Source organism: Vibrio sp. FF145 (assembly GCF_041439075.1).
Classification (GTDB): domain Bacteria; phylum Pseudomonadota; class Gammaproteobacteria; order Enterobacterales; family Vibrionaceae; genus Vibrio; species Vibrio tasmaniensis_A.
The window spans coordinates 1-26,514 of record NZ_JBGONH010000034.1 but is presented as its reverse complement, the minus strand read 5'-3'; the positions used below and the strand labels follow the sequence as shown (position 1 = coordinate 26,514).

Sequence of the window (26,514 nt, the reverse complement as noted above, 5' to 3'; positions counted from 1 at the left end):
ATTATTCCTTATTCTGACTTAAATAGAACTCAGCAAGTGCTAAATCTTCAGGCTGAGTAATCTTAAAATTATCTGAACGCCCTGCCACTAAAGCGGGCGATAAACCTTTCCATTCAAAGGCTGAGGCTTCATCGGTAATCGAAACGCCTTGTTGCAACGCCTCGCTTAATGCATTCCACAGAGGCTTTGCTCTGAACATTTGCGGCGTAAGTGCATGCCATAGATCGGCTCGCTCAACGGTATGTTCGATCTGCCCTTGGGCACCTCGCTTCATCGTGTCACGAACTGGCGCCGCTAAAATAGCCCCTACATCATGGCTCATCGCGCCGGAAATTAGCTTGTCGATATCACTGAGTTGAACACAAGGCCTTGCCGCATCGTGAACCATTACCCAATCGCTAAGCTGCTGCTCAGCGATACAGTTTAGCGCAGAGAGTACCGAGTCCGCTCGTTCGCTTCCGCCAGACACTCTGACCACTTTTGGATTCTGGTTGAGTGCTAACTCCGGGTAATAGGGGTCATCATCGCTGATCGCAACGACAATTTGAGATACTTGTGGATGAGACAGTAATTTCTCAATGGTGTGCTCTAAAATCGTTTTGCCGTTAATCTTAAGATATTGCTTAGGCCGGTCTGCTTTCATTCGGCTACCGACGCCTGCTGCAGGTACAACGGCTATCACACTTTGAAGTTGAGTCGACATTAATGGGATTCCTCACCAATGATGCGGAAAAACGTTTCGCCTTCTTTTACCATTCCAAGCTCATGACGTGCGCGCTCTTCTATCGCGTCTAAGCCTTGGCGTAGATCGTCGATTTCCGCAAACATCTCTGCGTTACGAAGATGAAGCTTTTCGTTTACTTGCTGTTGAACTTGGATTTCGTTGTTCACACCGTAGTAATCAGAAATACCATTTTTACCGAGCCACAGTGTGTGTTGTAGCCAGCCAAACACTATGAGCAGTACTAAAGCAAAAATTCGCATAACACCTTTCGCCGGTTGAAAAAGAAGGAACTAGAATAAGGCACATATATACCATAATGAGCTTATTGGTGCGAGATATGTGGTGTTAGGGAATCAATAAGTCGGAGAATTATTGTCGGGACAAGTATGGTAACAATGAAATTCCCGACTCCTTCCTTCGTCAGTCTAGGGAATGACGAACTTTAGATGTAACGAGGAGGAGCTTTAGAAATTAGATCTCACTTTCCTACAAGCAAAAAAAACGCCCTACCGAAGTAGAGCGTTTTCAAAAGCTTTAAGCTAATAATTCACGAGGCTTTAAGTCTTGAAGAAAGTGCTGACCTTTAACGTCTTTAAGACCGCTTTCGTTGTAAAAAGGAGGAGTTTTAGAACCTAGAGCTTCTTCCCGTCATTTTCTACAGACAAAAAAATGCCCCGCATAAGCGAGGCATTTAAAAAGCTTAGATTAATAATTCGCTAGGAATTATTGACCTTTAACTTCTTTAAGACCGTTGTAAGGAGCTTTAGAACCTAGAGCTTCTTCGATACGGATAAGTTGGTTGTACTTAGCAACACGGTCAGAACGACTCATAGAACCAGTTTTAATTTGACCTGCAGCTGTACCTACCGCTAGATCAGCGATAGTTGCATCTTCAGTTTCGCCAGAACGGTGAGAGATTACTGCAGTGTAGCCAGCGTCTTTAGCCATCTTGATAGCAGCTAGAGTCTCTGTTAGAGAACCGATTTGGTTGAACTTGATAAGGATAGAGTTAGCTACGCCTTTCTCGATACCTTCAGCAAGAATCTTAGTGTTTGTAACGAACAGATCGTCACCAACGATTTGAAGCTTGTCGCCTAGAAGTTCAGTTTGGTGCTTGAAGCCATCCCAATCAGACTCGTCAAGACCATCTTCGATAGAAACGATTGGGAAGTTGTTCGCTAGCTCAGCTAGGTAGTGGTTGAACTCTACAGAAGTGAAAGTTTTACCTTCGCCCTTCATGTTGTAGATACCAGCTTCTTTGTCGAAGAACTCAGATGCTGCACAGTCCATAGCAAGAGTAACGTCTTTACCTAGTTCGTAACCAGCAGCTGCAACAGCTTCTGCGATAACTTCTAGAGCTTCAGCGTTAGACTTAAGGTTAGGAGCGAAACCACCTTCATCACCAACTGCAGTGCTGTAGCCTTTAGACTTAAGAACTTTAGCTAGGTTGTGGAATACTTCAGCGCCGATACGTAGACCTTCTTTAAGAGTCTTAGCGCCAACTGGTTGGATCATGAACTCTTGGATGTCAACGTTGTTATCTGCGTGCTCACCACCGTTGATGATGTTCATCATTGGTAGAGGCATAGAGAATTGACCAGCAGTACCGTTTAGCTCTGCAATGTGCTCGTAAAGAGGCATGCCTTTCGCAGCAGCAGCAGCTTTTGCGTTAGCTAGAGATACAGCTAGGATAGCGTTCGCACCGAACTTAGACTTGTTTTCAGTACCGTCTAGGTCAAGCATGATTTGGTCAACGTCAGCTTGTGCTTTAGCGTCAGAACCTACTAGAGCTTCAGCGATTGGGCCGTTAACAGCTTCAATAGCTTTAAGAACACCTTTACCTAGGAAACGTGATTTGTCGCCGTCACGTAGCTCAAGAGCTTCGCGTGAACCAGTAGATGCGCCAGATGGAGCAGCAGCCATACCTACGAAACCGCCTTCTAGGTGTACTTCAGCTTCTACAGTTGGGTTACCACGTGAATCGATGATTTCACGACCTAGAACTTTAACGATCTTAGACATTGAATGTTTCCTTCTCGTTGAATATATAAATGTCAAATTTAAAGGTAGCAGCACAACTTACGCAGCTACCTGTATTCCTTTTTACTTCTCTAATTCGCCGCGCTGGAACTCGCCAGCTGCTTTAACGAAACCTGCAAACAATGGGTGACCATCGCGAGGTGTTGAAGTGAACTCTGGGTGGAATTGAGCAGCAACGAACCATGGATGGTTCGGGTTCTCGATAACTTCAACCAGTTTCTTGTCCGCAGATAGACCCGATACTTTTAGGCCCGCTTTTTCAATTTGTGGACGAAGATTGTTGTTCACTTCGTAACGGTGACGATGACGTTCATGGATCGTCGCGCTACCGTATAATTCGTAAGCTTTTGTCCCTTTCGCTAGGTGACAAAGCTGTGAACCAAGACGCATTGTGCCGCCAAGGTCAGATGTTTCTGTACGCTCTTCAACTTTACCTTCGCCATCAGTCCACTCAGTGATAAGACCAACAACTGGGTACTTAGTTTCAGTACAGAATTCAGAAGAGTGTGCCCCTTCCATTTTCGCAACGTTACGAGCGTACTCGATAAGTGCTACTTGCATACCTAGACAGATACCTAAGTAAGGTACTTTGTTTTCACGAGCGTATTGAGCAGCAAGAATCTTACCTTCAACACCACGATCACCAAAGCCACCAGGAACTAGGATTGCATCTAGGCCTTCTAAAACTTCTACGCCACGAGACTCAACGTCTTGTGAATCTACGTATTTAATATTAACGCTTAGGCGATTTTTCAAGCCCGCGTGTTTTAGCGCTTCATTTACTGATTTGTATGCGTCTGGTAGTTCAATGTACTTACCAACCATACCAATCGTCACTTCACCCGTTGGGTTAGCTTCTTCGTAAATTACTTGTTCCCATTCAGACAGGTCTGCTTCTGGAGCTGTGATGCCGAAACGCTTACATACAAGTTCATCAGTGCCTTGAGCTTTAATAAGCTGAGGGATCTTGTAGATAGAGTCAACATCGCGCATAGAAATAACTGCATTTTCTTGCACATTACAGAACAGAGCAATTTTCTTACGCTCGTTCGAAGGAATGTTGCGGTCTGAACGACAAACTAGAATGTCTGGCTGAATACCAATAGACAGCAGCTCTTTTACAGAGTGTTGCGTTGGCTTAGTTTTCACTTCGCCCGCAGCTGCTAGGTATGGCACTAGAGTAAGGTGCATGAACATTGCGCGTTCACGGCCTAGCTCTACTGCTAGCTGACGAATCGCTTCCATGAATGGTAGAGATTCGATATCACCAACCGTACCACCAACTTCAACTAGCGCGATATCGTGGCCAGCTGCGCCAGAAATTACACGTTCTTTGATAGAGTTAGTGATGTGCGGGATAACCTGAATAGTTGCACCTAGGTAATCACCGCGACGCTCTTTAGCGAGTACGTCTGAGTAAACACGACCTGCAGTGAAGTTGTTACGCTTAGTCATCTTGGTGCGAATGAATCGCTCGTAGTGACCAAGGTCAAGGTCAGTTTCAGCGCCATCTTCCGTAACGAACACTTCACCGTGTTGAGTCGGGCTCATTGTGCCTGGATCAACGTTGATGTAAGGGTCAAGCTTCATCATAGTCACTTTAAGACCACGAGCTTCTAAAATAGCCGCAAGAGATGCTGCTGCAATACCTTTACCTAGAGAGGATACAACCCCGCCAGTAACAAAAATGTAATTTGTCGTCATGTTTAACCTGAAATTGGTTGAATGAGGGAAATGGATTACTTCTGGACGGGATGAAAATATACCAGAAGCCCCTTATCGCCACAACGTGAAATCTATCACACTGCTATTTTTTATTTTTTGCTTCAAATCAATTCATGATAAAAGCTTTGATGATCTTTTCTCCGCCACTTTGACTTCATCCCATATGGAATCAAGCTGTTGTAGAGAAAAGTCGGTCAAAATTTTATCTTGCTGACGAACTTTTTGTTCCACACCTTTAAAGCGGCGTGAAAATTTCAGATTGGCTTTATTGAGAGCCGTTTCTGGATTTTTACCCAAATGTCGCACTAAATTGACGGTAGCAAACAACAAATCACCCAGCTCTTCTTCAACTAAATCTTCGTTTGGCGTTACTTGAAGCGCTTCTTCTAGCACCTCATCAACTTCCTCTAAAACCTTATCGGCGACTGGGCCAATAGAGTCCCAATCAAAGCCAAATTTCGCGACTTGCTTTTGAATTTTTGTAGCACGCGAAAGTGCAGGTAGAGAGTTTGGTATTGAGTCTAGAATACTTTCTTGAGTTTTGCCTGCCTGTGCTTTCTCTTTGGCTTTTTCAGCTTCCCAGTTGGCATTAATTTCGTCATCACTGGCAAACTCGGTATCAGAAAACACATGCGGATGGCGGCGCGTTAGCTTCTCATTGATGCCATCGACCACATCAGAGAACTCAAACAGTCCCTGCTCTTTCGCGAGCTGGCTGTAGAAAATCACCTGAAACAACAAATCACCCAGCTCTTCTTGTAGGTTCGGCCAATCTTTGTTGTGAATCGCGTCCACTACTTCATAGGTTTCTTCGATAGTATGCGGGACAATTGTTTCAAAATTTTGTTTCAAATCCCAAGGACAGCCACCTTCAGGATCGCGCAGCTTAGTCATGATCTGTTCAAGTTGTTCAATCGGGTGATTCATTGTTTTCTTCCTATTCACTGTCTTTGATTTTTTAAATTTATAACGTCTTCTAAAACTAAAAAAGGTGAGTAGCCAAAACCACTCACCTTTGTTGATACTGTCTAATTCTCTAAATAATTGAAACTGTGGCTAGGCGACAAGCAAGCGAGACTCCTGAGCATAGCTTGTCTATGTGATTGAGCGAGTGCGCGCAGGCAACAACGCCATCAGCTTCAAGTATGACGAGAATTTTAGCCGAGGCGTTTTACGCTCATGACATCTTTGATTTGTTCGACTCGACTCGTCACTCGACTCAGAATTTCAATGTTGGTCACTTCCAGATCGAAATCCATCACCGACAGCTGACGTTTATAGTCAATACGGCTCTTCATTGTCGTCACACTGACTTTTTCGTTCAAGAACAGGGATGTAATGTCTTTCAACAAGCCGGTACGTTCTAGCGCCTCTACACGCAGTGTTAAGATATACGAGCCAACAAAACCATCTCCCCACACCGTATCGATGATACGTTCAGGGGCATGTAGGTTAAGTTCACTTAACTGCTCACAATCGCTGCGGTGTACTGAGATACCACGCCCTTGAGTAATGTAACCTTTGATCACATCCCCTGGGATAGGCTGACAACAACGAGCCAAGTGGGTCATTAGGTTATCAACACCTTCAACAACGACAGCATCCTTTTTCGGACGGCTCTGATGTGCTGGCTTATTGTCAGACTCAAGCAACTTCTCGAGTGCTTTCTTATCTTCTTCTTCAGCCGTCGGCTTATTGACCAGAGCATTGATGTGATTAACCACTTGGTTAATACGCAAATCGCCGCTACCAATACCTGCATACAATTCATCAGGTGTATTGACGTTGAATCGTTTCAGCGCATATTGCTCAGCATCTTTCAGTGTTGCGCCGACTCTGCCTAGCTCGACTTCTAGGATGTCTCGTCCAGCTTCAAGGTTTTTCTCACGACTCTGAGCGCGGAACCAAGCGTTAATTTTTGCTCGAGCTCGACTTGAATGAACAAAACCTGTCGTCGGATTCAACCAATCACGTGATGGATTCGGTTCTTTTTGAGTGATGATTTCAACTTGATCACCCATCGCCAACTTATGAGTAAACGGAACGATTCGACCTGCGACTTTGGCACCGATACAACGGTGTCCAACCATCGAGTGGATGTGGTAAGCAAAGTCCAACGGTGTTGCACCCATTGGTAAATCGACCACATCACCGCGAGGTGTAAAGGCATAGACACGATCATCAAAGACTTGGCTACGTACTTCATCCAGCATTTCGCCAGAATCCGACATCTCTTCTTGCCAGTCGATAAGCTTACGCAACCAAGTAATTTTCTCATCGTAGCCACTGCGTACGCCGCTAGATGCACCTTCTTTATACTTCCAGTGCGCAGCCACACCTAACTCAGAGTCTTCATGCATCTGCTTGGTACGAATCTGAATTTCAATGGTCTTGCCTTCAGGGCCAAGAACTACGGTATGAATCGATTGGTAACCATTGGGCTTAGGATTCGCCACATAGTCATCAAATTCACTTGGAAGGTGTTTATATTTGGTGTGAACCACACCTAGACCGGCATAACAGTCTTGCAGTTGGTCGGCAATAATACGTACCGCACGCACGTCAAAAAGCTCATCAAACTCTAAGCCCTTTTTCTGCATTTTACGCCAGATGCTGTAGATGTGTTTGGGACGACCGCTGACTTCAGCATTGATGCTTGAACGGTTCATTTCTGATGTTAGGTCATCAACAAAGTCAGTGATGTATTGTTCGCGCACGATACGACGCTCTGACAGCTGTTTGGCAATCTGCTTGTAGGTATCTGGTTGTTGATAGCGGAAAGCGTAATCTTCAATTTCCCACTTTAGCTGACCAATGCCCAAACGGTTTGCAAGAGGCGCATAGATGTTAGCACACTCTTTTGCTGCCGCACGGCGAACAGCATCAGGGGCCTTTTTCACCTCGATGAGGTTGCAAATTCGTTCTGCTAGCTTGATGACGACGCAGCGGAAATCATCGACCATGGCCAGTAGCATTCGTCGAACGTTATCTACTTGCCCCGAGGCAGCACTGCCTTCAAGGGTAACGTTGAGCTGGCCCAAAGCTGCCATTTCTTCAACGCCATCAATTAACTTTACGGTTTCTTTACCGTAGCTTTCTTCAAACGCTTCGCGTCCAAAAACGCCGCTTGAAACAACGGGGAAAAGTTGCGCTGCAATTAAAGTGGCACGGTCCATCGACAACGTAACCAAGATTTCGATCATCTCACGTCCACGCCAAAGCAGGAGCGACGCTTGCTCGTGATCTTTTAATAGCTCTTCACAGTGACGATAAACTTTGGTCAGTTTATTCGAGGTTTTTACGTCTTGATTCAGTGACGCAATCCAACTTTCTAGCTCAAACTGTTCGCTTGGGTTTAAATGTGCGCTTCGTACCGCAACCATCATGCCTTCCTAGTTATTATGTTTTATACCCAATTCAATATGACTAACTGATTCCAAGCTAGTTCGACTCATATTGATATCAGCGCAGGCTTCCCTGCGCCTTTGTGATTCATTTTTAAGCCTTATTTAAGGGCTTCTAAGCCTTGATAAAGAGAGCCATCGATTCTAGATGACTGGTATGAGGGAACATATCCAACATACCAAGTTTGGCTAATTGATAGCCTTGTTTTTCTAAACTCTCAGAATCTCTCGCTAGAGTAGCAGGATTACACGAAACATAAACCACACGCTTCGCTCCTAACGCTGAAATTTGATCAACGATCCCACTCGCTCCAGCGCGTGCTGGGTCAAGTAATACTTTATCAAATTTCTCTTTTGCCCAAAGCTGTGAAGATAAATCTTCTTCGAGGTTCGCTTGGTAAAACTCCGTATTGCTTAACTGGTTTAACGCCGCATTAGCCGTTGCCTGTTGAACCATTTCATCAACGCCTTCCACACCAACGACAAACGCCGATTGTTGTGCGATAGGCAGACTGAAGTTGCCTAAACCACAAAACAGGTCAAGCACACGCTCATCCGCTTGAGGCTCTAACCACTCAATCGCTTGAGCCACCATCTGTTGGTTCACTTTCTGGTTAACTTGTATAAAGTGGTTTGGCTCAAAAGGTAAGGTTACGCCGGTTTCACTATAGCTTGGCGAATCACCCACCAAACGAACCAACTTATCGGTTTCTGGCATCGAATACAGCGTTGCACCTTCTTCTTTCGCGAGCGTCATCAACGCTTGCTCATCTTTTTCAACCAAAGGTTTAAGGTGACGCAGCACCATAACAGGGCCAGTATCACCCAACACCAATTCAACATGTCCTAAAGACGTAAGGCTACTGAAAGTGTTCAGTAAACTTTTCAGTTTTGGCAGCAATACATTAAGGCGAGTATCCAGCACGGCGCAGTCGGTGATGTTTTCAATCTGTTTACTTTGTTTCTTACGGAAACCAAACTGAAGCTGCTGTGTCTTCTTATCAACAAATAGACTGATACGCGCGCGACGACGATAACCGGTTTCATCACCGACAATCGGCTGAGCGACTTCGGTGTTAGCCGTTTGGTATTTGCTCATCAGGTGCGTCAAAGATTGTGATTTATGCTCAACCTGAGATGAGTAACCGAGATGTTGAAGATGACAGCCACCACACTGATTAAAGTGCTTACAGAATGGCTTTAAACGCAGCTCACTCGGTTGAAGTAATTTGATGAGTTTTGCTCGCGAAAACTTACTTTTGCTCTCAGTAAGTTGAATAACCACCTTCTCACCGGGCAATGCGCCATCAATGAAAACTGGTTTATTCTTCTGATAAGCGATGCCAGCGCCATTGTGATCCATTCGTTCAACCAAAACCGATTGATGCTTGGTCTCGAGTTGAGTTTTCTTTTTTGGTTGGAAAAAACGTGCCATTGCTTGTGCCTAATGTATCTTTTAATAAGTAATTGGTATCCAGGACTCACTATTCTGTCTTGGAATCATTGTCGAACGTCACGGCTTTGATTAAGCTTACCGTTCACTTAACCGCCATTGTGTGCGTTATTTTCCCATATCCAGACCTCGATGTAATTAAAGAACATGACCAGATATGGCTTAAGAGCCCGTGTAATTACCTTAACTCTAGCTCCAACCCTAATTATTGGGCTGCTATTGAGTGCATTTTTCTCATTTAACCGCTATCAAGACCTTGAAGGTCAAGTGGTTAACACTGGTACTAGCATCATTGAACCACTAGCGATTGCGAGTGAGTCTGGCATGAAGCTCGAAAGTCGAGAGTCTGTTCGTCAGCTGATTAGCTATGCACATCGAAAAAATTCTAAGTTAGTGCGCAGTATTGCGGTGTTTGATGAACGTCATGAGTTGTTTGTAACGTCAAACTTCCATCCTGATTTTGAAAGCCTGACCTATCCGAAAGATAAACCGATTCCGCATTTAAGCTCATCGAACCTGCTCGATAACACGCTGATTCTTAGGACACCCATCATCGCTGAGGGACAATACATCAACTCAGCTAATGGCCAGTCTCAAGCGAACCAAGCGATCGGTTATATTGCGATAGAGTTAGACTTGTCGTCACTTCGATTGCAGCAATATCAAGAAGTGTTCTCTGCCTTCTTGGTGCTGATCCTCGGTCTTGGACTTTCTGGGGTATTTGCCTTCCGCTTGATGCACGATGTAACCCAACCGATCACACACATGAAAAACATGGTCGACCGAATTCGTCGTGGTCACCTCGATGTGCGTATCGAAGGCAAAATGCATGGTGAGCTTGATTCACTGAAAAACGGTATCAACGCGATGGCGGTCTCGCTATCAGAATATCACGTCGAGATGCAGCACAGCATCGACCAAGCAACATCTGATCTGCGTGAAACCCTAGAGCAATTAGAGATTCAAAACGTTGAGTTAGACATTGCGAAAAAACGAGCTCAAGAAGCCGCTCGTGTTAAATCCGAGTTCTTGGCGAATATGTCTCATGAGCTTAGAACACCACTGAATGGTGTGATTGGCTTTACTCGTCAGATGCTCAAGACACACCTATCGAACAGCCAAACCGACTACTTACAGACCATTGAACGCTCGGCCAATAACCTACTCAGCATCATCAACGATATCTTGGACTTCTCAAAACTTGAAGCCGGCAAGCTCGCTCTAGAAAATATTCCATTTGAGTTCCAAGCGAGCCTAGAAGAGGTGGTTAACCTTCAAGCCACTAATGCTCATGAAAAAGGTCTTGAGCTTACACTTAAGATCGACCCGAAAGTACCACCAGGCGTTGTTGGTGATCCACTGCGTATCCAACAGATCCTGACTAACCTTGTGGGTAACTCGATCAAGTTTACCGAGCGTGGCAACATTGACATCAGCGTTGAACTTCGTTCACAAAGCGAAGACAGCATTGAGCTGCAGTTTATGGTTCGAGATACGGGCATTGGTATCTCAGAGCGCCAACAAGCACAACTTTTCCAAGCCTTCAGCCAAGCCGATGCGAGCATCTCTCGTCGTTATGGTGGTACAGGCTTAGGTCTGGTAATCACCCAAAAACTGGTCAGCCAAATGGGCGGAGAGATCAGCCTAACCAGTCGTCTTCACCAAGGCTCCACATTCTGGTTCACCCTGAGACTATCGACTACCGATATGCCGATGACAGAATTAATTGAGACTCAGTGCCTGCAAGACAAGCAACTGCTGCTTATCGAGCCAAACATGCAAGCGGCATCAATTACTCAGCAGATCCTAACCCAAGAAGGCTTAGTGGTAACGTACCGTTCGGTTATGCCTGACGAATCTACCTCGTATGACTACGTCCTACTTAACTTAGCCGCGAACCAAGAGTATCAATTTGATACCGTGAGTGGTTGGGCGATTGGCGCGAAGAAGATCGCTCAGAACGTGATTATTGGTACACCAAGTACCGAGCTAGCGTTGGGTGAGCAATTGATGAAAGAAGTCGATGTTCAGTGCATTACTAAGCCTCTCTCTCGCAAGAAGTTGCTGCAAACTTTGGTATCGAATCAAGCTCCAACCTTAATTGCACCCGCTATTGAAACACATTCAGAAGAGAAACTACCGCTTACGGTATTGGCGGTCGACGACAACCCTGCCAACCTTAAACTGATTACTGCGCTGCTAAAAGAGCGCGTAGAGACAGTGATCAGTTGTACTAGTGGTCAGAAAGCTCTCGACAAAGCGACAGAGACTCCATTTGATGTCATTTTCATGGATATTCAAATGCCGCAGATGGACGGCGTGACCGCTTGCCAAAAAATTAAGGCGTTGGCGAACAATGCAAACACGCCTGTGATTGCTGTTACCGCGCATGCAATGATGGGAGAGCGTGACCGACTACTTGAAGCAGGTATGGATGACTACCTAACCAAGCCTATCGAAGAGCATGTGTTACAACAGGTTCTTATTCATTGGAGCCCTACCTCTGAGATTGAGCACATTGATAAAATAGACCCAGATCACCCGGCGGTCTCTGCTGAAATCGACCACAACTCTGTTTCAGAAGTTGAAGCCAGCGAGCACAAGAACATCATCATTGATTGGCAAGCTGCTTTGAAACAAGCCGCCAATAAAGAAGACCTCGCACGCGATATGCTGCAAATGCTCGTAGATTTTATTCCTGAAGTTTATGAGGCTGCAGACAAGGCGATAGAAGACAGTGACTACCCCGTTGAAGCGCTGACACACATCATCCACAAGATGCATGGCAGCAGCTCATACAGTGGGGTACCAAGGCTTAAGTCGGTATGTGCAACGATAGAGAAAGAACTTCGTTCAGGCACTTCTGTTGAAGACATTGAACCGGAGCTTTTTGAACTTCAGGATGAATTAGATAAGGTTCAAGCAACCGCGATTCATTATTTGAAACCAGCCAAGACCTAGCGAATATTTCTTACTCACAAACATTCATTAAACGGTTTACCAGCCAATAAAAAAGCAGAGCTCATGAGCTCTGCTTTTTTCTGTCTAGAACCTAGGGTGCTAGATATAGAGTAGCGGTAATCTATTTACGACTCGAGTAGTACCGTCGCCACCGCATAATGGCGCTCATCAGAGATAGTCAGGTGAATCGACTTTGTACCACTCGCATCTGCGATTTCACGCGCTTTTTTATGCAGGCTTAGAACTGGCTTGCCATGCTCATCGTTTGAAATCTCGAAATCGTGGAAGGTCACACCAAGAGCGATGCCTGTGCCTAATGCCTTAGACGCCGCCTCTTTTGCAGCAAAACGCTTTGCAAGGTAACGCCCTTTTTGCTTAAGTTGCTGGAATACTTCAAATTCAGAATCGGTCAAAATACGCTGAGCGAAAGCCTCACCACTTCGTGATAATGCCTTTTCAACACGTTCAATTTCTGCGATATCTGTACCTAATCCAACAACAGCCATGTTTACCCTACTACCAACTTCTATCTATTAACTTTTCGATTCTACTGATTAACCGCTTAACGCTTACAACTAAACGAATGCCGAGTTAAAGAACTAAGCGTTGTTGCGCGCTGTTTCCATCACGGCTTTCATGTCTGCAACGGCTTTATTCAAACCATCAAAGACTGCGCGGCCCATGATCGAGTGACCGATGTTCAACTCGTAAATCTCAGGAAGTGCCGCAATTGGCGCTACGTTATGGTAAGTCAGACCGTGACCCGCATTCACTGTAATACCAAGGTCGTCTGCGTAGCTTGCACCTGCAGCAATCTTTTTAAGCTCGTCTTGTTGGTCTTCTTCAGTTTTAGCATCAGCATAGTGGCCAGTGTGCAGTTCAATGAACGGTGCGCCACACGCTTTCGCAGCATCGATTTGCTCACGATCGGCATCGATAAACAGAGATACTTTGATACCAGCAGCGGACAATTTTTCGGTCGCCGCTTTGATCTTTTCAAGTTGACCAACTACATCCAAGCCACCTTCAGTCGTTAGCTCTTCGCGTTTTTCTGGAACTAAGCAAACGAACTCAGGATTAGTATCGAGTGCAATTTGAACCATCTCGTCCGTTACGGCCATCTCTAAGTTCATGCGAGTCTGGATTGTCTCAGCAAGAATACGTACATCGCGATCAACAATATGACGGCGATCTTCACGCAAGTGAATCGTAATGCCGTCAGCACCCGCACGTTCAGCAATTTCAGCTGCGTGTACTGGGTCTGGATATTTAGTACCACGTGCATTACGTAGAGTTGCAATATGGTCGATATTAACGCCTAAAAGGATTGAGCTCATTTTCCAATACTCCGTGCTCTAGAGAGGGCTATTGTTGGCATAAATAGCTCTCTACTTTTTAATGGTTTGCCGCCAAGATACGGCTTTAAGGCTATGCGTGTAAAGCGTTTTGCCGCTTTTAACTGCTCTTTAGTGATAAACCTACGCTCACTGATTGCGATAAGTTCATCGCCCATAAAAGTCAGGTTATCTCGACGCACCGAAGCGATGAAGCCTTTCTGCTCTCGATAGCGATAAGTCATGCTCGGATCAATCGCTTCGCCAGTGCCCGCGCAGTGTAAAAAGTCGACGCCATACCCCATAGCGGAAAGTAGAGCCAATTCAAAACGACGCAGTGCTGGCTCAGGGTTCTCATTATGAGCGAGTTCTGTTAAGGCATGAAGATAGTCATGAAAAAATGCGGGCATGGCCACTTCGGCCATCAACACTCGCCCAACTAATTCATTAACGTACATTGCTGAATACAGATTAATGCCAGCAAGAGGAAGCCCCAAGCTGATCGGTTCAGCTTGGCGCAACGTTTTCATTGAACCATTGCCAGACCACTTAAGCAGTAGCGGCGTAAAAGGTTGCAATGCACCTTTCAAATTAGAACGCTTACTCCGCGCACCTTTAGACATCAACGTCACCCGACCGTACTCTTCGCTGAAGACGTCCAGAATCAGGCTCGACTCACTGTATGGTCGACGGTGCAACACAAAGCATCGCTGTAACCCTTCGCTCAATCACTTACCCTTCTTACAGATACAAAAAGAGAGAGTTCGCACTCTCTCTTGTATTTATATTCAATTCAACTTTCTTAATATCAGAAAGTGACGTTCAATATATTATAGATCGTCGATGTAGCCTAACGAGCGAAGTGCACGCTCATCGTCAGCCCAACCAGACTTAACTTTAACCCAAGTCTCTAGGTAAACCTTACGACCGAACAGTTCTTCCATGTCGATACGAGCTTCACGACCAATCGTTTTGATCTTCTCGCCCGCTTTACCAATTACCATCTTCTTCTGACCAGTACGTTCAACAAGAATCAAAGCATTGATGTGGAAACCATCGTTATCTGGGTTGTAATCAAAACGCTCGATCTCAACCGTTACTGAGTAAGGTAGCTCTTCGCCTGTGAATCGCATCAGTTTTTCACGGATGATTTCAGAGGCCATAAAGCGCTGTGAGCGATCCGTTACGTACTCTTCAGGGAAGTGGTGCGTCGCTTTTGGTAAAGAATTACGAACGTGCTTACGCAGTACATCGATATTCTTACCTTGCTTCGCTGAGATTGGCACAACATCAAGGAAGTCCATCTTCTTAGACACTTCCATCATATGTTGCATCACGTCTGTACGGTCTTGAACGTTATCTACTTTGTTAATACAAAGGACAACTGGGAAATCTGTTTTTCTCAGCTTATTCAGTACCATTTCATCGTCGTCAGTCCAGTGAGTACCGTCAACAAGGAAGAATACTAGATTCACATCGCTCAGTGAGCTGTTCGCCGCACGGTTCATCAAACGGTTAATTGCACGCTTTTCTTCAATATGAAGTCCAGGAGTATCAACGTAGATCGCTTGGTAATCGCCTTCAGTTTCTACGCCCATAATACGGTGGCGTGTCGTCTGAGGTTTACGTGATGTGATCGAGATTTTCTGACCCAAAATATGGTTCAGAAGCGTCGATTTACCTACGTTTGGTCGACCCACGATAGCGATGAAGCCACAGTGTTGGTTTTCCGGTAGGCCCGTTTTTTTGCTATCAGATGAAAAGAATGCATCGATATCGAAATCTTGATTGTTATCAGACATTGCTTAGTTGCTCTAATGCTGTTTCAGCAGCCGCTTGTTCTGCCTTGCGGCGGCTAGTGCCTTTACCGATAACAGGTTTATCCACACCTGCCACTTCACACTCAACCGTAAACTCTTGGTTGTGTGCTTCACCTTTAATATTAGTCACAGTGTAGACAGGTAGGGGATTTCTTCGACCTTGTAAAAACTCTTGTAAGCGAGTTTTTGGATCTTTTTGAGATACACCAGGCTGAATAGACTCTAGGCGAGATTGGTACCAGCTTAAAATAATACGGCGAACAACCTCGGTATCACTATCTAAATAGACAGCACCGATGATCGCTTCAACCGCATCCGCTAGAATAGAATCACGACGGAAACCGCCACTCTTCAACTCACCTGGACCTAATTTTAAGTAATCTCCTAGTTCGAATTCACGACCTAGTTCTGCCAATGTATGACCACGTACTAATGTTGCGCGCATGCGGCTCATATCACCTTCGTTTACCTTAGGGAAACGGTGGTAAAGATCATCAGCGATAACAAAACTTAAAATTGAATCGCCCAGAAACTCAAGACGTTCGTTATGTTTACCTGCGGCACTGCGGTGAGTCAGCGCCAAATGGATAAGATCGGCATCATTAAACTGATAGCCAATCTTTCTCTCTAGTTTATCAATTGGAGAATTCATGCTCTCTCGATGTGTTATGTGATCGATTAATGAATCCCACCGATGCGATTAAAACGCACACCAGTAGGAATCCATGTTGGAAGTACACTGTCTGAACCACGTTCGAATTCGAAGCTGATCCAAATAGCAACGGCCTTACCAACAAGGTTTGCTTCAGGGACAAAGCCCCAGTAACGGCTGTCAGCACTGTTGTCACGGTTATCACCCATAACAAAGTATTGGCCTTCTGGAACGATCCACTCGTTAACACCATTGCGAGGTTGATATGCTTGCACACGATCACGGCGTAATGGGTTAACTAAGATTTGGTGCTCCACGTCACCCAGTTGTTCATTCAACTGAATTAGAGGCACACCATCTTGAATAAATTGGCTTTCTTCAACGTTACTCAACTTCACTGGTTTACAGTTACTGCCACCCTTCGCTTGAATGCAGATTTCTTTATTGCTGCTGTAGCGAATGGTATCACCCGGCATACCAATAACACGCTTGATGTAGTCGATATTCGGCTGAGGTGGGTATTTGAATACGATTGAATCACCACGTTCTGGTTTGCCTGTTTCTACCAGTTGAGTGCGCCATACAGGATCTTTTAGACCATAAGCGTACTTTTCTACCAAGATGAAATCACCAACCAATAGTGTTGGCATCATCGAGCCAGATGGAATTTGAAACGGTTCATAAATAAATGAACGCAAAACCAAAACAAATGCAATTACAGGGAAAATGGACACACTGTTCTCAACCCACCAAGGCTGAGCCGTAACTTTTGCGCTGGTTGCAGCGTCTAGGCCATTCGACTGTGCTTCAACGTCAGCCAGTTTTTGTTGGCGCTTCTTCGCCCACACAAACTTTTCCAACGCCCATACAATGCCAGTCACTAGAGTTACGATCACTAAGATAAGCGAAAATGTATTAGCCATTGATATCCCTTAAATTTCATTTCTTTAAAAATAACGAAAGTGAAAGAGTATAACCCTTTCACTCTGCTTAATATTTCTAATCCGTATCAATCATGCTGACTAAATGCTGGGGAGATTACGCAGGAAAAATCGTTTAGTTCGAGGCGCAAAGTGCAGTGACTAGTGGGCCTAATTGCAATCTTTGCAACAAAGAAATAAACGATTTTAACCAGTAATGTTCAGCAGATAGTTAGTGCGATTGATACCTAGTCTTTGCCAACATGAAGAATTGCTAAGAATGCTTCTTGAGGCAGTTCAACGTTACCGATCTGCTTCATACGCTTCTTACCTTCTTTTTGTTTCTTAAGAAGTTTCTTCTTACGACTGATATCACCACCGTAACATTTTGCGATTACGTTCTTACGCAGTTGTTTCACTGTAGAACGAGCAATAATGTGGTTACCAATCGCGGCTTGAATCGCGATATCAAACATCTGGCGAGGGATGAATTCTTTCATCTTCTCAACCAGTAGACGACCACGAGACTGGGCAATATCTTTGTGTGTAATGATCGCCAGTGCATCAACCGTTTCACCATTCAACAATACATCTACACGTACCATGTTTGATGCTTCGTAACGTTGGAAGTTGTAATCCAATGATGCGTACCCGCGAGACGTTGACTTCAGACGGTCGAAGAAGTCTAGAACCACCTCAGCCATTGGAAGATCGTACGTCACAGCAACTTGGTTACCGTGATAAACCATGTCGACTTGCACGCCACGCTTCTCAACACACAGTGTGATCACGTTGCCTAGGTAATCCGAAGGTACCAGAATATTACAGCGAGCAATCGGTTCACGAATTTCTTCTAAGTCATTAATAGCAGGCAGTTTAGCCGGGCTATCAACATAGAGAATTGTGCCATCCGTTTTTACAACTTCGTACACTACGGTTGGTGCCGTTGTGATTAGGTCTAGGTCGTATTCACGCTCTAAACGCTCTTGGATGATCTCCATGTGAAGCATTCCTAAGAAGCCACAACGGAAACCAAAGCCAAGTGCTGCTGAACTTTCTGGTTCGTAAAATAGTGATGCATCGTTCAGGCTTAGTTTGCCTAGTGCGTCACGGAAGTTTTCGTAGTCATCAGACGATACTGGGAATAGACCTGCGTATACCTGAGGCTTCACTTTTTGGAAACCAGGTAGACGTTCTGTGCTGCCGCCTTTTGCAAGCGTCAACGTATCACCAACAGGTGCGCCAAGGATGTCTTTAATACCACAAACAACCCAGCCAACTTCGCCAGTATTTAGCTCAGTTGTGTCGATTTGCTTAGGTGTGAAGATACCTAGACGGTCAACACCCCAAACTTGGTCTGTCGACATTACTTTAATCTTGTCGTTCTTCTTCAGCTTACCGTTCTTGATACGAACCAAAGAAACAACGCCTAAGTAGTTATCGAACCAAGAGTCAATGATCAGAGCTTGTAGTGGCGCTTCTGGATCACCTTCCGGTGGCGGGATAGCCGTTACGATGTTTTCAAGAACGTCATCAACACCGATACCGGTTTTTGCAGAACAACGCGTCGCTTCCATCGCATCGATACCAACGATCTCTTCGATTTCTTCAGCAACTCGTTCAGGTTCAGCTGCAGGTAAGTCAATCTTGTTCAAGATTGGCACTACTTCCAGTTCCATTTCGATCGCGGTGTAACAGTTTGCTAGAGTTTGAGCTTCAACACCTTGGCCGGCATCCACTACAAGAAGCGCGCCTTCACAAGCGGCTAGAGAGCGAGATACTTCGTAAGAGAAGTCTACGTGTCCAGGGGTATCGATAAAGTTAAGTTGGTAAGTTTCACCATCTTTAGCTTTGTAATCTAAAGTCACACTCTGCGCTTTAATTGTAATACCACGCTCGCGTTCTATATCCATAGAATCGAGGACTTGAGCTGCCATCTCACGTTCACTTAACCCTCCACAAACTTGGATTAAGCGGTCAGAAAGGGTCGACTTACCGTGGTCGATGTGGGCGATAATCGAAAAATTACGAATGTGCTTCATAGGCTTGGTGTGACTAAACTCTTTGAATAGGGATAATAAGAAAGCCGCAACGCGTCCAATCTACAGTCAGCATTGGTGGCGGCATTTCAATCAAGTTGGCAGATTCTACCCAATTTAAGGGCAATAAGCATCATAAATTAGATGAGAGACTTGCCTAGGATTCTAATCAAGACAACTTCTTGCTTGGATTTGTCTTCCATTGGTTTAGCTAAGCGCTTCGCCAAACCAATACCACCAGCAGTAAACAGCGCTGCAGTTAAGATAACAATGCCCTCGCCCCCTTGGAGTAAGGGTTGTAACAAGAGTTGTCCAAAACCAGCACCAACCATCAACATGAAAAGCGGGATAAGATAAACAATAGCCGCAGACTGAAGTAGGCTTTTTTCTGGAAAGCCAATTTCTACGATCTGGCCTGCTTTGACTAGGCTTTGGGTTTTAAGCTGCCAAAACAAGGATTTATTGCCAACAGCCTTGGTCACAATACCCGTTCCGCAGCTTTTTTGAGATGAGCAACTGCTGCAACTGGTTTGTTGTTCGCAGCTCAGTTGAACAAAATATTGCTTACCTTTTTGTTCGACTGAGCTAACGGTCGCCAACGCAGTCATCATTGCGCTGGTGCCGGTTTATTGAACGTGACGGATTGAGCGATACGCTTGGCCGTTGCTGGCGGAATATCACCAACCACAGAGATTTCTTTGTCGCCAATCACTAAGCTGTGCAAGGTTCTTCGCCCTTGGCGTACCAGCTGTCCTTTCAATGAATGTTCGTCTTTATCGGCGATATAAACCGAAAAGCTAAATAATCCATCACTGAAAAGCTGGCTTTCAACCATTTTTTCGGTCGCAGCCATTTGGTAACGGCTGAGTTCTTTCGATTTAAATCCTTCTGGCACCCACGAGGCCTGCCAGTCGGTCTCGCTCACCAAGCCTTCTGGCAATGACAAAACCTTCGGCAATTTAGCTTGATTCAAACCGCCCATTGCTTCTGCAATTTTATCGTTCACGACATAAGAGATAGTGCGGTACTGCTCAAGCACTTCGCCATCACGATCCAAAAGATCGGCACGCAAAGGAAGGTTGGTTTTCTCATCTACCCAAACCACATAAGAGTATCGAAGGCCGTCTTTCGGCACAACGCGTAATACTTGCGTGGTACTGCCCGCCTCACGAGAACGCCCAACTTTTACAAAATCGTAGTATTGGTTGAGAGAATCGATATCTCGATTAATCATCGGAATGACAGGTGCAACCATGCTGCCAGACTGAATAGTAAATGGCTCTGTACCCGGTTCGATGTAGCTAACTTCATTGCCACGTCGAATAACCTCACGAACAGGGCCGCTTAGATAAACAAGGTGTGCAAGTTGTTGGTCGTCGTTAACTGCATGACGATAAAGCAGAGGTTCAATACTGCTCTTCTTTATCAATATGTAGGAGAGTTCGTAATTTAGATGCTGACTGGCCTCGTTCATTTGATGTAACAAGGCCTTTGCAGTGGTTTCCTCTGCAAAGGCTGTTGGAGACATCAAGCTGAACAGTGTCAGTGCACTGACCAGGATTTTCTTCATTCAATATCCGATTCTAGGTGTGCATCTTCCATTGGCGATGCATCACTGTTTAATCTTAGTTGTAGCTCATAATCTTCTAACAATGCATGAACGCGTTTGCGTTGCTCTTGCATGTTAGCTTCAGATGCAGGTCTCTCAACAGAGTCACGTGTTAAGCTTACTGGTTCCGCAGAACCTGCAAATGGAATCGTCTGGAGTACAGGCAACTGCTCTGGAGCTGCGGGATCGCTGCCGCCGTATTGCTGAACACCTAATACAACTGCTAATGAAACACACGCTGCCACGGCAACTTGTCCAAACTGTTGTAACCACGCAGGAAGCTGACGCTTCGCTTGCTGAGGTTTAGGCTGCTCTTCTATCGGAGCAACAATAGGTTCAACATTCACTTGGTGCAGGTTCGACATTGAACCATGTGCAGGCTCATCATCAAGCGCTGCCGCTACACTGTTAGCAATGTTCCACTCTGGAGTTTCTGGCGCATCCCCACGCATAACATCACCAATTAAATGGTAACTCTGCCAGGTATCCATGCTTTCTTGATCAGATTCGAGATCTACTATGAGAGCTTTATCGATCGTTTCACCATCCATGAGTGCCGAAAGCTTTTCTTTATCAGCCATTATTTTCACCATAATTATTACAAGTTCTAGCGTTGTAAAAGAGGTTTAATTTTCTTTTCTACCGCTTCACGAGCTCGGAAAATACGCGAACGTACGGTTCCTACAGGGCAATCCATTACTTCTGCAATCTCTTCGTAGCTCAAACCTTCGAGCTCACGCAACGTCATTGCAGTTTTTAAGTCTTCGGGTAGCGCTTCAATCGCTCCAAAAACAACTTGTTTCAATTCGTTTGACAGCGTTAAGTTCTCAGGGTTCGATATTTCTTTTAACGCGCTGCCTGTTTCGTAATATTCTGCATCTTCTGCATCGACATCTGTTGCTGGCGGCCTGCGGCTCTGGGCAACAATATGATTTTTAGCGGTGTTCACGGCAATTCGGTACAACCATGTATAGAAAGCACTCTCACCACGAAAGTTAGGTATCGCGCGGTAAGCTTTAATAAAAGCTTCTTGTGCTACATCAGGTACATCACCGGAATTATTCACGTATCGAGAGATAAGATTACAAACTTTGTTTTGATACTTAACCACTAATAAGTTAAATGCCTGCTTATCTCCACTCTGAACTCGCTCAATCAACACTTGATCGGTTAGCTGCTCGTTCATTCGAGCGGGTACTCCTATTGTTATAACCCTTACCTTCACAGATATGGGTACTAATTATGCGAAATGTAGTATTGACACCACCGTCTACAAGAGCACTATTGTGACTAAGCCAAATACCGAAAGTTCCAACTTTCCTAAAATTATTTGCCATTATTGTTTCACAATGTGATGTAATAAAAATAGTTATCCCTATCAATTTGGGGAAACTTGAGCAAAAGCAATGGTATTGAGCAATTAAATATTTCTAGATAGCTGTCTATATATTGATTTTGTGTCGTGTTTTAGGATGACTAGGGAAAGATTATAACAGTCTTACCCAAACTCCTAAAACAAGACGAAGTCAATTGAGCATGGACAACTCGACTATAGCCCGGGATTTAATAAGTTTTATGAACGCAAACCGTGAACATCAGTGTGATGTATTAGTGGTAGGAAGTGGTGCGGCAGGCTTGTCATTAGCCTTACGCGTAGCAGAACATGCAAAAGTAATTGTATTAAGCAAAGGACCACGCAGCGAAGGATCGACGTATTACGCACAAGGTGGTATTGCGGCGGTGTTCGATGAATCGGACAGTATTGAGTCTCATGTAGAAGATACTCAAATTGCTGGGGCTGGGTTATGCGAAGAAGATACAGTTCAATTCATTGCTGAAAATGCTAAAGAGTGTGTGCAATGGCTGATTGATGGTGGTGTTCCATTTGATAAAGATGAGAACAGCACAGAAGGCCAACCAAAGTATCACCTCACTCGTGAGGGCGGCCACAGTCACCGCAGAATTCTGCACGCTGCCGATGCAACTGGCATGGCGATGCAAACCTCACTGCAAGATAACGTCAAGAATCACCCAAACATCGAGATCTTCGAGCGTCACAATGCGCTGGATTTAATCACCGAAGATAAGATAGGAGGTTCGAAAGACAAGGTTATCGGTGCCTATATTTGGAACCGTAACCAAGAACACGTTGAAACCGTGCGCGCTAAATTTGTTGTATTAGCAACAGGCGGCGCTTCAAAGGTTTACCAATACACCTCTAACCCAGATGTCTCTTCAGGTGATGGTATTGCTATCGCTTGGCGTGCGGGTTGTCGTGTGGCAAACCTTGAGTTCAACCAGTTCCACCCGACTTGCTTATTCCACCCAGAAGCGCGTAACTTCCTACTAACGGAAGCATTGCGTGGTGAAGGTGCCTATTTGCGTCGCCCAGATGGCTCTCGCTTTATGAAGGACTTCGATGAGCGCGGTGAATTGGCTCCACGCGATGTGGTTGCTCGTGCGATTGACTTTGAAATGAAGCGCTTAGGTGCTGACTGCATGTATGTTGATATCAGCCACAAACCTGAAGAATTCATCACGACGCATTTCCCAATGATCCATACTCGCTTGATGGATTTGGGGATTGATATGACCAAAGAACCGATTCCAATCGTACCGGCAGCTCACTACACTTGTGGTGGTGTCATGGTGAATAAGCAAGGTCAAACCGACTTAACTAACCTATATGCAATTGGCGAAGTGAGTTATACCGGCTTGCACGGTGCAAACCGTATGGCTTCAAACTCACTGCTTGAGTGTGTGGTATACGCGTGGGCAGCCGCAAAAGATATCGTTGAAAACATCGACCAATCTCAACTGTGCGCTGAACTTCCGGCATGGGATGAAAGCCAAGTCACCAACAGTGATGAAGAAGTGATCATTCAACACAACTGGCACGAGCTAAGACTGTTCATGTGGGATTACATGGGTATTGTTCGAACGGACAAACGCCTTGAACGTGCAATGCGCCGCATTCAGATGTTGCAGCAGGAAACTCATGAGTACTACAGCTACTTTAAGGTTTCAAATAACCTATTAGAACTGCGTAACTTACTACAAGTGGCTGAGTTGATGGTTCGCTGTGCAATGCAACGTAAAGAGAGCCGCGGCCTACACTACACGCTGGATTACCCAGAACTTGCTGAAGACAGCGGCCCAACCATTCTGACACCAGAGAAAAACCAGTCTTAATTTTTGGTCATGGAAAAAGACGACAGGGAGCCTAGCGCTCCCTTTCTTTTATCTTTGGTTCTTGTTTATCCAATGCTTTCGTTTATCAAACGGACTCGTTGTAAATGCGCCAAGAAGTGTCGATATTCACGTTCATTGCAACTATCTCGCCACAACAAGACTGAATATCCGCACTCAAACTGCAATTTAACGAAGAACTGCGCCCAAATCTTATCAACGGACTTAAGTGTGTAGGCTTGTTCATTGAGTCGGATCTCGCCATCTTCTTTATAGTCAAAGCACCCATGTGCTGTATTCAAGATTACATGATTGGCTTTAAACAAACTGAACACTAAAGCTAAACAATAGAGGGCAACAGCGAGTGGAATAGAAGAGAAAACGATGAAAAACAAAAGGCACCCAAAAACAGTGCCTTTTGCAAATAATGCGGAATACGAAGGGTTAAGCTGAAGCTTAACGAACCTTGCTGAGGTTATGCGCGACAATTTTATCAACCATTGAAGCATGGCCTAGGTTTTCACTGCGTCCGTGTCCCATTACCCAAGTAAACAGGTCTGGGTCATCACACTCTAATAGAGAAACAAACTCACGCTGCTCCTGCTCTTGCAATGAATCAAAACACTCTTCGAAAAATGGCATGATAACTACGTCAAGTTCCAACATGCCACGACGGCAACCCCATTTAATTCGTGCTTTCTGCTCTGCAGTGTACATTGGCTATCCTCACCTATAATTTTTCTTTCTCGGAGTGTAACAAGTCATACGCTCTGCAACTACTATGTGAGTCACAGTCCCTATCTAAGCTCACAAAAAAACCTAAGCTGACAAAGAAACAGAACCGGATTAACATAGAGCCAAATAAAATTCTTAGGAAAGATAAAATGGATTGGAAAAACACATTTCAGCCGCTCGCTCATACGCAAAATGAATCGCTTCCAGATCTGATGATGACACACGTGTCAGACTGGAGTGCAATCACCATGATAGGCGATGACAAAAAGTCGTACCTGCAAGGTCAAGTAACGTGCGATGTCGTCACTCTTCCTAATGATGAATCCACGTTAGGCGCGCATTGTGATGCGAAAGGAAAGGTTTGGAGTATCTTTCGTTTGTTCCACCACAATGGTGGCTACGCTCTTATGCAGCCTAAGTCTGCGATTGAAATCGAGTTAGTTGAAATTAAAAAATACGCCGTATTCTCTAAGGTTGATATTGAGCAAACGTCTGACGTTGTTATCGGTGTCATGGGCGCGTCAGCTGATCAATACATTGACTCAATTTCAGAAAGCCAAGGTAAAGTGCGTGTAATCTCTGGTGGCACCGCTGTTCAAGTCTCTGACAACCGCTGGGCTCTACTTGTTACGCAAGAAGCAGCAGAAGCCTTGGTATCAAGCAGCACTGCAGAAAAAGTATCAGAAGCGCTTTGGCAGTATCATGAAATTCTTGATGCTCAGCCGAACCTATCGAAAGCAGAGCAAAACGAACACATCCCTCAAGCACTCAACCTGCAAGCGATTGGCGGTATCAGCTTTTCAAAAGGCTGTTACACAGGTCAAGAAACAGTTGCTCGTGCTAAATACCGTGGCATGAACAAGCGTGAAATGCGCATTGTTTCAGGAACGAGTTCAGATGTATTGTCTCTAGAGAATACGATTGAACTAGAGCGCAGCGTAGGTGAGAACTGGCGCGGTGCAGGCCGACTATTAAACGTCTATCAATTTGCTGATAATCAGGCGATTGGTTTGATGGTGTTGCCAAACAACCTTGATGACGATGTTCAGCTTCGATTGACTGCGCAACCTGAGCAAATATGGAACATTCTGCCACTGCCTTACAGCCTTGACGAAGAGTAGCCACGTGGAAACACTGATTACACAATGGTTAGATCAACAGCAGGTGGACTATCGCCTGTTGGTGCAAAGCAAGCCAACCACCAGCATCGAAGAGACAGCGCAAGAACGAGGTATTAATGCCTCTCAAATGGTCAAGTGCATCCTGCTTAAGGATATGGGAAACCAGTATGCGTTGGCCTGTACTCCTGGCGATCGCTCTATCGATCCAAAGAAAGTACGCTCGGTACTGAATTGCCGTCGAATGACCTGCGTATCACTCGCTGATGTTGAAGCCATCACCGGCTTTAAAGCTGGATGTGTTGGGCCTATTGCTCTAAAGAGATACATGCCGATCATTTTTGATCCTTCCATTCAGAGCAACTCGACCGTTACCATTAGCTCGGGTGATCGAATGGCTGGCGTTGCGTTGGATCCCAATGATCTCATAGCACTATGTGCACCGATCGTCGCTGACATCAGTCGATGAACGTTTCGAACAGATCATGCTTCGCAAACTTCATTTCAATATTTCATTGAGTACATTTTTAGTGTGAACTTCGTCATAAGAAAAACACACCCACCCTAAATAGTTACTCAAAATAAAAGCATAAGTAGTCACAAGGTTGAATTTGCGTTATTGTAATTTTACTGACTAGCCTTTAAGCAAATCAGTACAAGTGAATCCACTGAGTAACATCAGTATCCACTTTTGTGTAATGCATCTGTGACTATTCGCCCGTTTTAGACGGGCTTTTTTTTGGTTCATCGCGGATTAGCGGGAACTTAAAACAAAAACGGTAGTAAGTGAT

General features: G+C 45.0%; 24 protein-coding genes. 4 read left to right on the top strand and 20 right to left on the bottom strand.

All coding sequences use genetic code 11. The features are described 5' to 3' along the window. Nucleotide 1: 1 nt before the first annotated feature. The 7 genes from ispD to rlmD all read right to left on the bottom strand — a co-directional run bounded on the left by ispD (nt 2) and on the right by rlmD (nt 9,328). The gene (ispD, locus tag ACED42_RS13830; RefSeq protein ID WP_009847642.1) at nt 2–703 is read right to left on the bottom strand and encodes a 2-C-methyl-D-erythritol 4-phosphate cytidylyltransferase; all 702 of its coding nucleotides are present in this window, start codon (nt 701–703) and stop codon (nt 2–4) included. Beyond that, entirely contained in the window at nt 703–984 is a 282-nt protein-coding gene (gene ftsB, locus ACED42_RS13825) for a cell division protein FtsB (protein WP_012604777.1), read from the bottom strand. The genes ispD and ftsB overlap by 1 nt, the downstream gene beginning before the upstream one ends. Nucleotides 985–1,447: 463 nt before the next feature. After that, nucleotides 1,448–2,746, bottom strand: a complete 1,299-nt coding sequence (gene eno, locus ACED42_RS13820) for a phosphopyruvate hydratase (protein ID WP_009847644.1) — start codon at nt 2,744–2,746, stop codon at nt 1,448–1,450. An 81-nt stretch (nt 2,747–2,827) separates the two neighbouring features. After that, nucleotides 2,828–4,468 carry a CTP synthase gene (locus tag ACED42_RS13815; protein ID WP_012604779.1) on the bottom strand — a complete coding sequence of 547 codons (1,641 nt, stop codon included), beginning with the start codon at nt 4,466–4,468 and terminating at the stop codon, nt 2,828–2,830. A 132-nt stretch (nt 4,469–4,600) separates the two neighbouring features. Then, on the bottom strand, nt 4,601–5,416 hold the full coding sequence (mazG, locus tag ACED42_RS13810; RefSeq protein WP_029223900.1) for a nucleoside triphosphate pyrophosphohydrolase: 816 nt from the start codon (nt 5,414–5,416) through the stop codon (nt 4,601–4,603). 230 nt (nt 5,417–5,646) lie between these two features. After that, nucleotides 5,647–7,872: a GTP diphosphokinase gene (relA, locus tag ACED42_RS13805; RefSeq protein ID WP_009847647.1), complete on the bottom strand. Its 2,226-nt coding sequence runs from the start codon at nt 7,870–7,872 to the stop codon at nt 5,647–5,649. Between the two features lie 136 nt (nt 7,873–8,008). After that, a complete protein-coding gene (gene rlmD, locus ACED42_RS13800; RefSeq protein ID WP_371702939.1) occupies nt 8,009–9,328 on the bottom strand; it encodes a 23S rRNA (uracil(1939)-C(5))-methyltransferase RlmD in 1,320 nt (439 codons plus the stop codon). A 165-nt stretch (nt 9,329–9,493) separates the two neighbouring features. Between rlmD and barA the strand changes: the two genes are divergently transcribed. Further along, a complete protein-coding gene (gene barA / locus ACED42_RS13795) occupies nt 9,494–12,307 on the top strand; it encodes a two-component sensor histidine kinase BarA (protein WP_371702937.1) in 2,814 nt (937 codons plus the stop codon). A gap of 125 nt (nt 12,308–12,432) precedes the next feature. On the opposite strand, the gene acpS is transcribed toward barA, so the two are convergent. The 11 genes from acpS to rpoE form a co-directional block, all read right to left on the bottom strand. After that, on the bottom strand, nt 12,433–12,813 hold the full coding sequence (acpS, locus tag ACED42_RS13790) for a holo-ACP synthase (protein ID WP_009847650.1): 381 nt from the start codon (nt 12,811–12,813) through the stop codon (nt 12,433–12,435). 93 nt (nt 12,814–12,906) lie between these two features. Beyond that, nucleotides 12,907–13,644 carry a pyridoxine 5'-phosphate synthase gene (pdxJ, locus tag ACED42_RS13785; protein ID WP_009847651.1) on the bottom strand — a complete coding sequence of 246 codons (738 nt, stop codon included), beginning with the start codon at nt 13,642–13,644 and terminating at the stop codon, nt 12,907–12,909. Beyond that, nucleotides 13,641–14,369, bottom strand: coding sequence for a DNA repair protein RecO (recO, locus tag ACED42_RS13780; RefSeq protein ID WP_012604785.1), 729 nt, complete (start codon nt 14,367–14,369; stop codon nt 13,641–13,643). The genes pdxJ and recO overlap by 4 nt, the downstream gene beginning before the upstream one ends. Before the next feature lie 102 nt (nt 14,370–14,471). Beyond that, nucleotides 14,472–15,443 (bottom strand): GTPase Era, encoded by a 972-nt coding sequence (gene era / locus ACED42_RS13775; RefSeq protein ID WP_004735384.1) that lies wholly within the window; start codon nt 15,441–15,443, stop codon nt 14,472–14,474. Next, entirely contained in the window at nt 15,436–16,113 is a 678-nt protein-coding gene (gene rnc, locus ACED42_RS13770; RefSeq protein ID WP_004735383.1) for a ribonuclease III, read from the bottom strand. Before rnc ends, era begins: the two co-directional genes overlap by 8 nt. Nucleotides 16,114–16,139: 26 nt before the next feature. Next, complete coding sequence (lepB, locus tag ACED42_RS13765) at nt 16,140–17,036, bottom strand: signal peptidase I (protein WP_102249683.1); 897 nt, start codon at nt 17,034–17,036, stop codon at nt 16,140–16,142. Nucleotides 17,037–17,281: 245 nt separating this feature from the next. Then, a complete protein-coding gene (lepA, locus tag ACED42_RS13760) occupies nt 17,282–19,075 on the bottom strand; it encodes a translation elongation factor 4 (RefSeq protein WP_009847653.1) in 1,794 nt (597 codons plus the stop codon). Between the two features lie 137 nt (nt 19,076–19,212). After that, a complete protein-coding gene (locus ACED42_RS13755) occupies nt 19,213–19,683 on the bottom strand; it encodes a SoxR reducing system RseC family protein (protein WP_009847654.1) in 471 nt (156 codons plus the stop codon). Next, the gene (gene rseB / locus ACED42_RS13750) at nt 19,680–20,642 is read right to left on the bottom strand and encodes a sigma-E factor regulatory protein RseB (RefSeq protein WP_009847655.1); all 963 of its coding nucleotides are present in this window, start codon (nt 20,640–20,642) and stop codon (nt 19,680–19,682) included. The genes ACED42_RS13755 and rseB overlap by 4 nt, the downstream gene beginning before the upstream one ends. Beyond that, on the bottom strand, nt 20,639–21,262 hold the full coding sequence (locus ACED42_RS13745) for a sigma-E factor negative regulatory protein (protein ID WP_029223850.1): 624 nt from the start codon (nt 21,260–21,262) through the stop codon (nt 20,639–20,641). The genes rseB and ACED42_RS13745 overlap by 4 nt, the downstream gene beginning before the upstream one ends. Nucleotides 21,263–21,288: 26 nt before the next feature. Then, nucleotides 21,289–21,867 carry an RNA polymerase sigma factor RpoE gene (gene rpoE / locus ACED42_RS13740; protein WP_004735377.1) on the bottom strand — a complete coding sequence of 193 codons (579 nt, stop codon included), beginning with the start codon at nt 21,865–21,867 and terminating at the stop codon, nt 21,289–21,291. A 389-nt stretch (nt 21,868–22,256) separates the two neighbouring features. Here rpoE and nadB point away from each other — a divergent pair, with 389 nt between their 5' ends. After that, the gene (gene nadB, locus ACED42_RS13735) at nt 22,257–23,873 is read left to right on the top strand and encodes an L-aspartate oxidase (RefSeq protein WP_012604791.1); all 1,617 of its coding nucleotides are present in this window, start codon (nt 22,257–22,259) and stop codon (nt 23,871–23,873) included. Between the two features lie 65 nt (nt 23,874–23,938). On the opposite strand, the gene ACED42_RS13730 is transcribed toward nadB, so the two are convergent. Then, nucleotides 23,939–24,379, bottom strand: coding sequence for a protein YgfX (locus ACED42_RS13730; protein ID WP_012604792.1), 441 nt, complete (start codon nt 24,377–24,379; stop codon nt 23,939–23,941). After that, nucleotides 24,327–24,587 (bottom strand): succinate dehydrogenase assembly factor 2, encoded by a 261-nt coding sequence (locus tag ACED42_RS13725; protein WP_004735374.1) that lies wholly within the window; start codon nt 24,585–24,587, stop codon nt 24,327–24,329. Before ACED42_RS13725 ends, ACED42_RS13730 begins: the two co-directional genes overlap by 53 nt. A gap of 167 nt (nt 24,588–24,754) precedes the next feature. Between ACED42_RS13725 and ygfZ the strand changes: the two genes are divergently transcribed. Next, nucleotides 24,755–25,726 carry a tRNA-modifying protein YgfZ gene (gene ygfZ, locus ACED42_RS13720; protein WP_017100744.1) on the top strand — a complete coding sequence of 324 codons (972 nt, stop codon included), beginning with the start codon at nt 24,755–24,757 and terminating at the stop codon, nt 25,724–25,726. 4 nt (nt 25,727–25,730) lie between these two features. Continuing rightward, nucleotides 25,731–26,192 (top strand): aminoacyl-tRNA deacylase, encoded by a 462-nt coding sequence (locus ACED42_RS13715; protein WP_009847659.1) that lies wholly within the window; start codon nt 25,731–25,733, stop codon nt 26,190–26,192. Nucleotides 26,193–26,514 lie beyond the last annotated feature (322 nt).

Excerpts from the sequence above, each read along its gene's own strand:
- ispD (WP_009847642.1), bottom strand. The coding sequence starts at position 703 with ATGTCGACTCAACTTCAAAGTGTGATAGCCGTTGTACCTGCAGCAGGC.
- ftsB (WP_012604777.1), bottom strand. The coding sequence starts at position 984 with ATGCGAATTTTTGCTTTAGTACTGCTCATAGTGTTTGGCTGGCTACAA.
- eno (WP_009847644.1), bottom strand. The coding sequence starts at position 2,746 with ATGTCTAAGATCGTTAAAGTTCTAGGTCGTGAAATCATCGATTCACGT.
- ACED42_RS13815 (WP_012604779.1), bottom strand. The coding sequence starts at position 4,468 with ATGACGACAAATTACATTTTTGTTACTGGCGGGGTTGTATCCTCTCTA.
- mazG (WP_029223900.1), bottom strand. The coding sequence starts at position 5,416 with ATGAATCACCCGATTGAACAACTTGAACAGATCATGACTAAGCTGCGC.
- relA (WP_009847647.1), bottom strand. The coding sequence starts at position 7,872 with ATGGTTGCGGTACGAAGCGCACATTTAAACCCAAGCGAACAGTTTGAG.
- rlmD (WP_371702939.1), bottom strand. The coding sequence starts at position 9,328 with ATGGCACGTTTTTTCCAACCAAAAAAGAAAACTCAACTCGAGACCAAG.
- barA (WP_371702937.1), top strand. The coding sequence starts at position 9,494 with ATGACCAGATATGGCTTAAGAGCCCGTGTAATTACCTTAACTCTAGCT.
- acpS (WP_009847650.1), bottom strand. The coding sequence starts at position 12,813 with ATGGCTGTTGTTGGATTAGGTACAGATATCGCAGAAATTGAACGTGTT.
- pdxJ (WP_009847651.1), bottom strand. The coding sequence starts at position 13,644 with ATGAGCTCAATCCTTTTAGGCGTTAATATCGACCATATTGCAACTCTA.
- era (WP_004735384.1), bottom strand. The coding sequence starts at position 15,443 with ATGTCTGATAACAATCAAGATTTCGATATCGATGCATTCTTTTCATCT.
- rnc (WP_004735383.1), bottom strand. The coding sequence starts at position 16,113 with ATGAATTCTCCAATTGATAAACTAGAGAGAAAGATTGGCTATCAGTTT.
- lepB (WP_102249683.1), bottom strand. The coding sequence starts at position 17,036 with ATGGCTAATACATTTTCGCTTATCTTAGTGATCGTAACTCTAGTGACT.
- lepA (WP_009847653.1), bottom strand. The coding sequence starts at position 19,075 with ATGAAGCACATTCGTAATTTTTCGATTATCGCCCACATCGACCACGGT.
- ACED42_RS13755 (WP_009847654.1), bottom strand. The coding sequence starts at position 19,683 with ATGATGACTGCGTTGGCGACCGTTAGCTCAGTCGAACAAAAAGGTAAG.
- rseB (WP_009847655.1), bottom strand. The coding sequence starts at position 20,642 with ATGAAGAAAATCCTGGTCAGTGCACTGACACTGTTCAGCTTGATGTCT.
- ACED42_RS13745 (WP_029223850.1), bottom strand. The coding sequence starts at position 21,262 with ATGGCTGATAAAGAAAAGCTTTCGGCACTCATGGATGGTGAAACGATC.
- rpoE (WP_004735377.1), bottom strand. The coding sequence starts at position 21,867 with ATGAACGAGCAGCTAACCGATCAAGTGTTGATTGAGCGAGTTCAGAGT.
- nadB (WP_012604791.1), top strand. The coding sequence starts at position 22,257 with ATGAACGCAAACCGTGAACATCAGTGTGATGTATTAGTGGTAGGAAGT.
- ACED42_RS13730 (WP_012604792.1), bottom strand. The coding sequence starts at position 24,379 with ATGCTTCAATGGTTGATAAAATTGTCGCGCATAACCTCAGCAAGGTTC.
- ACED42_RS13725 (WP_004735374.1), bottom strand. The coding sequence starts at position 24,587 with ATGTACACTGCAGAGCAGAAAGCACGAATTAAATGGGGTTGCCGTCGT.
- ygfZ (WP_017100744.1), top strand. The coding sequence starts at position 24,755 with ATGGATTGGAAAAACACATTTCAGCCGCTCGCTCATACGCAAAATGAA.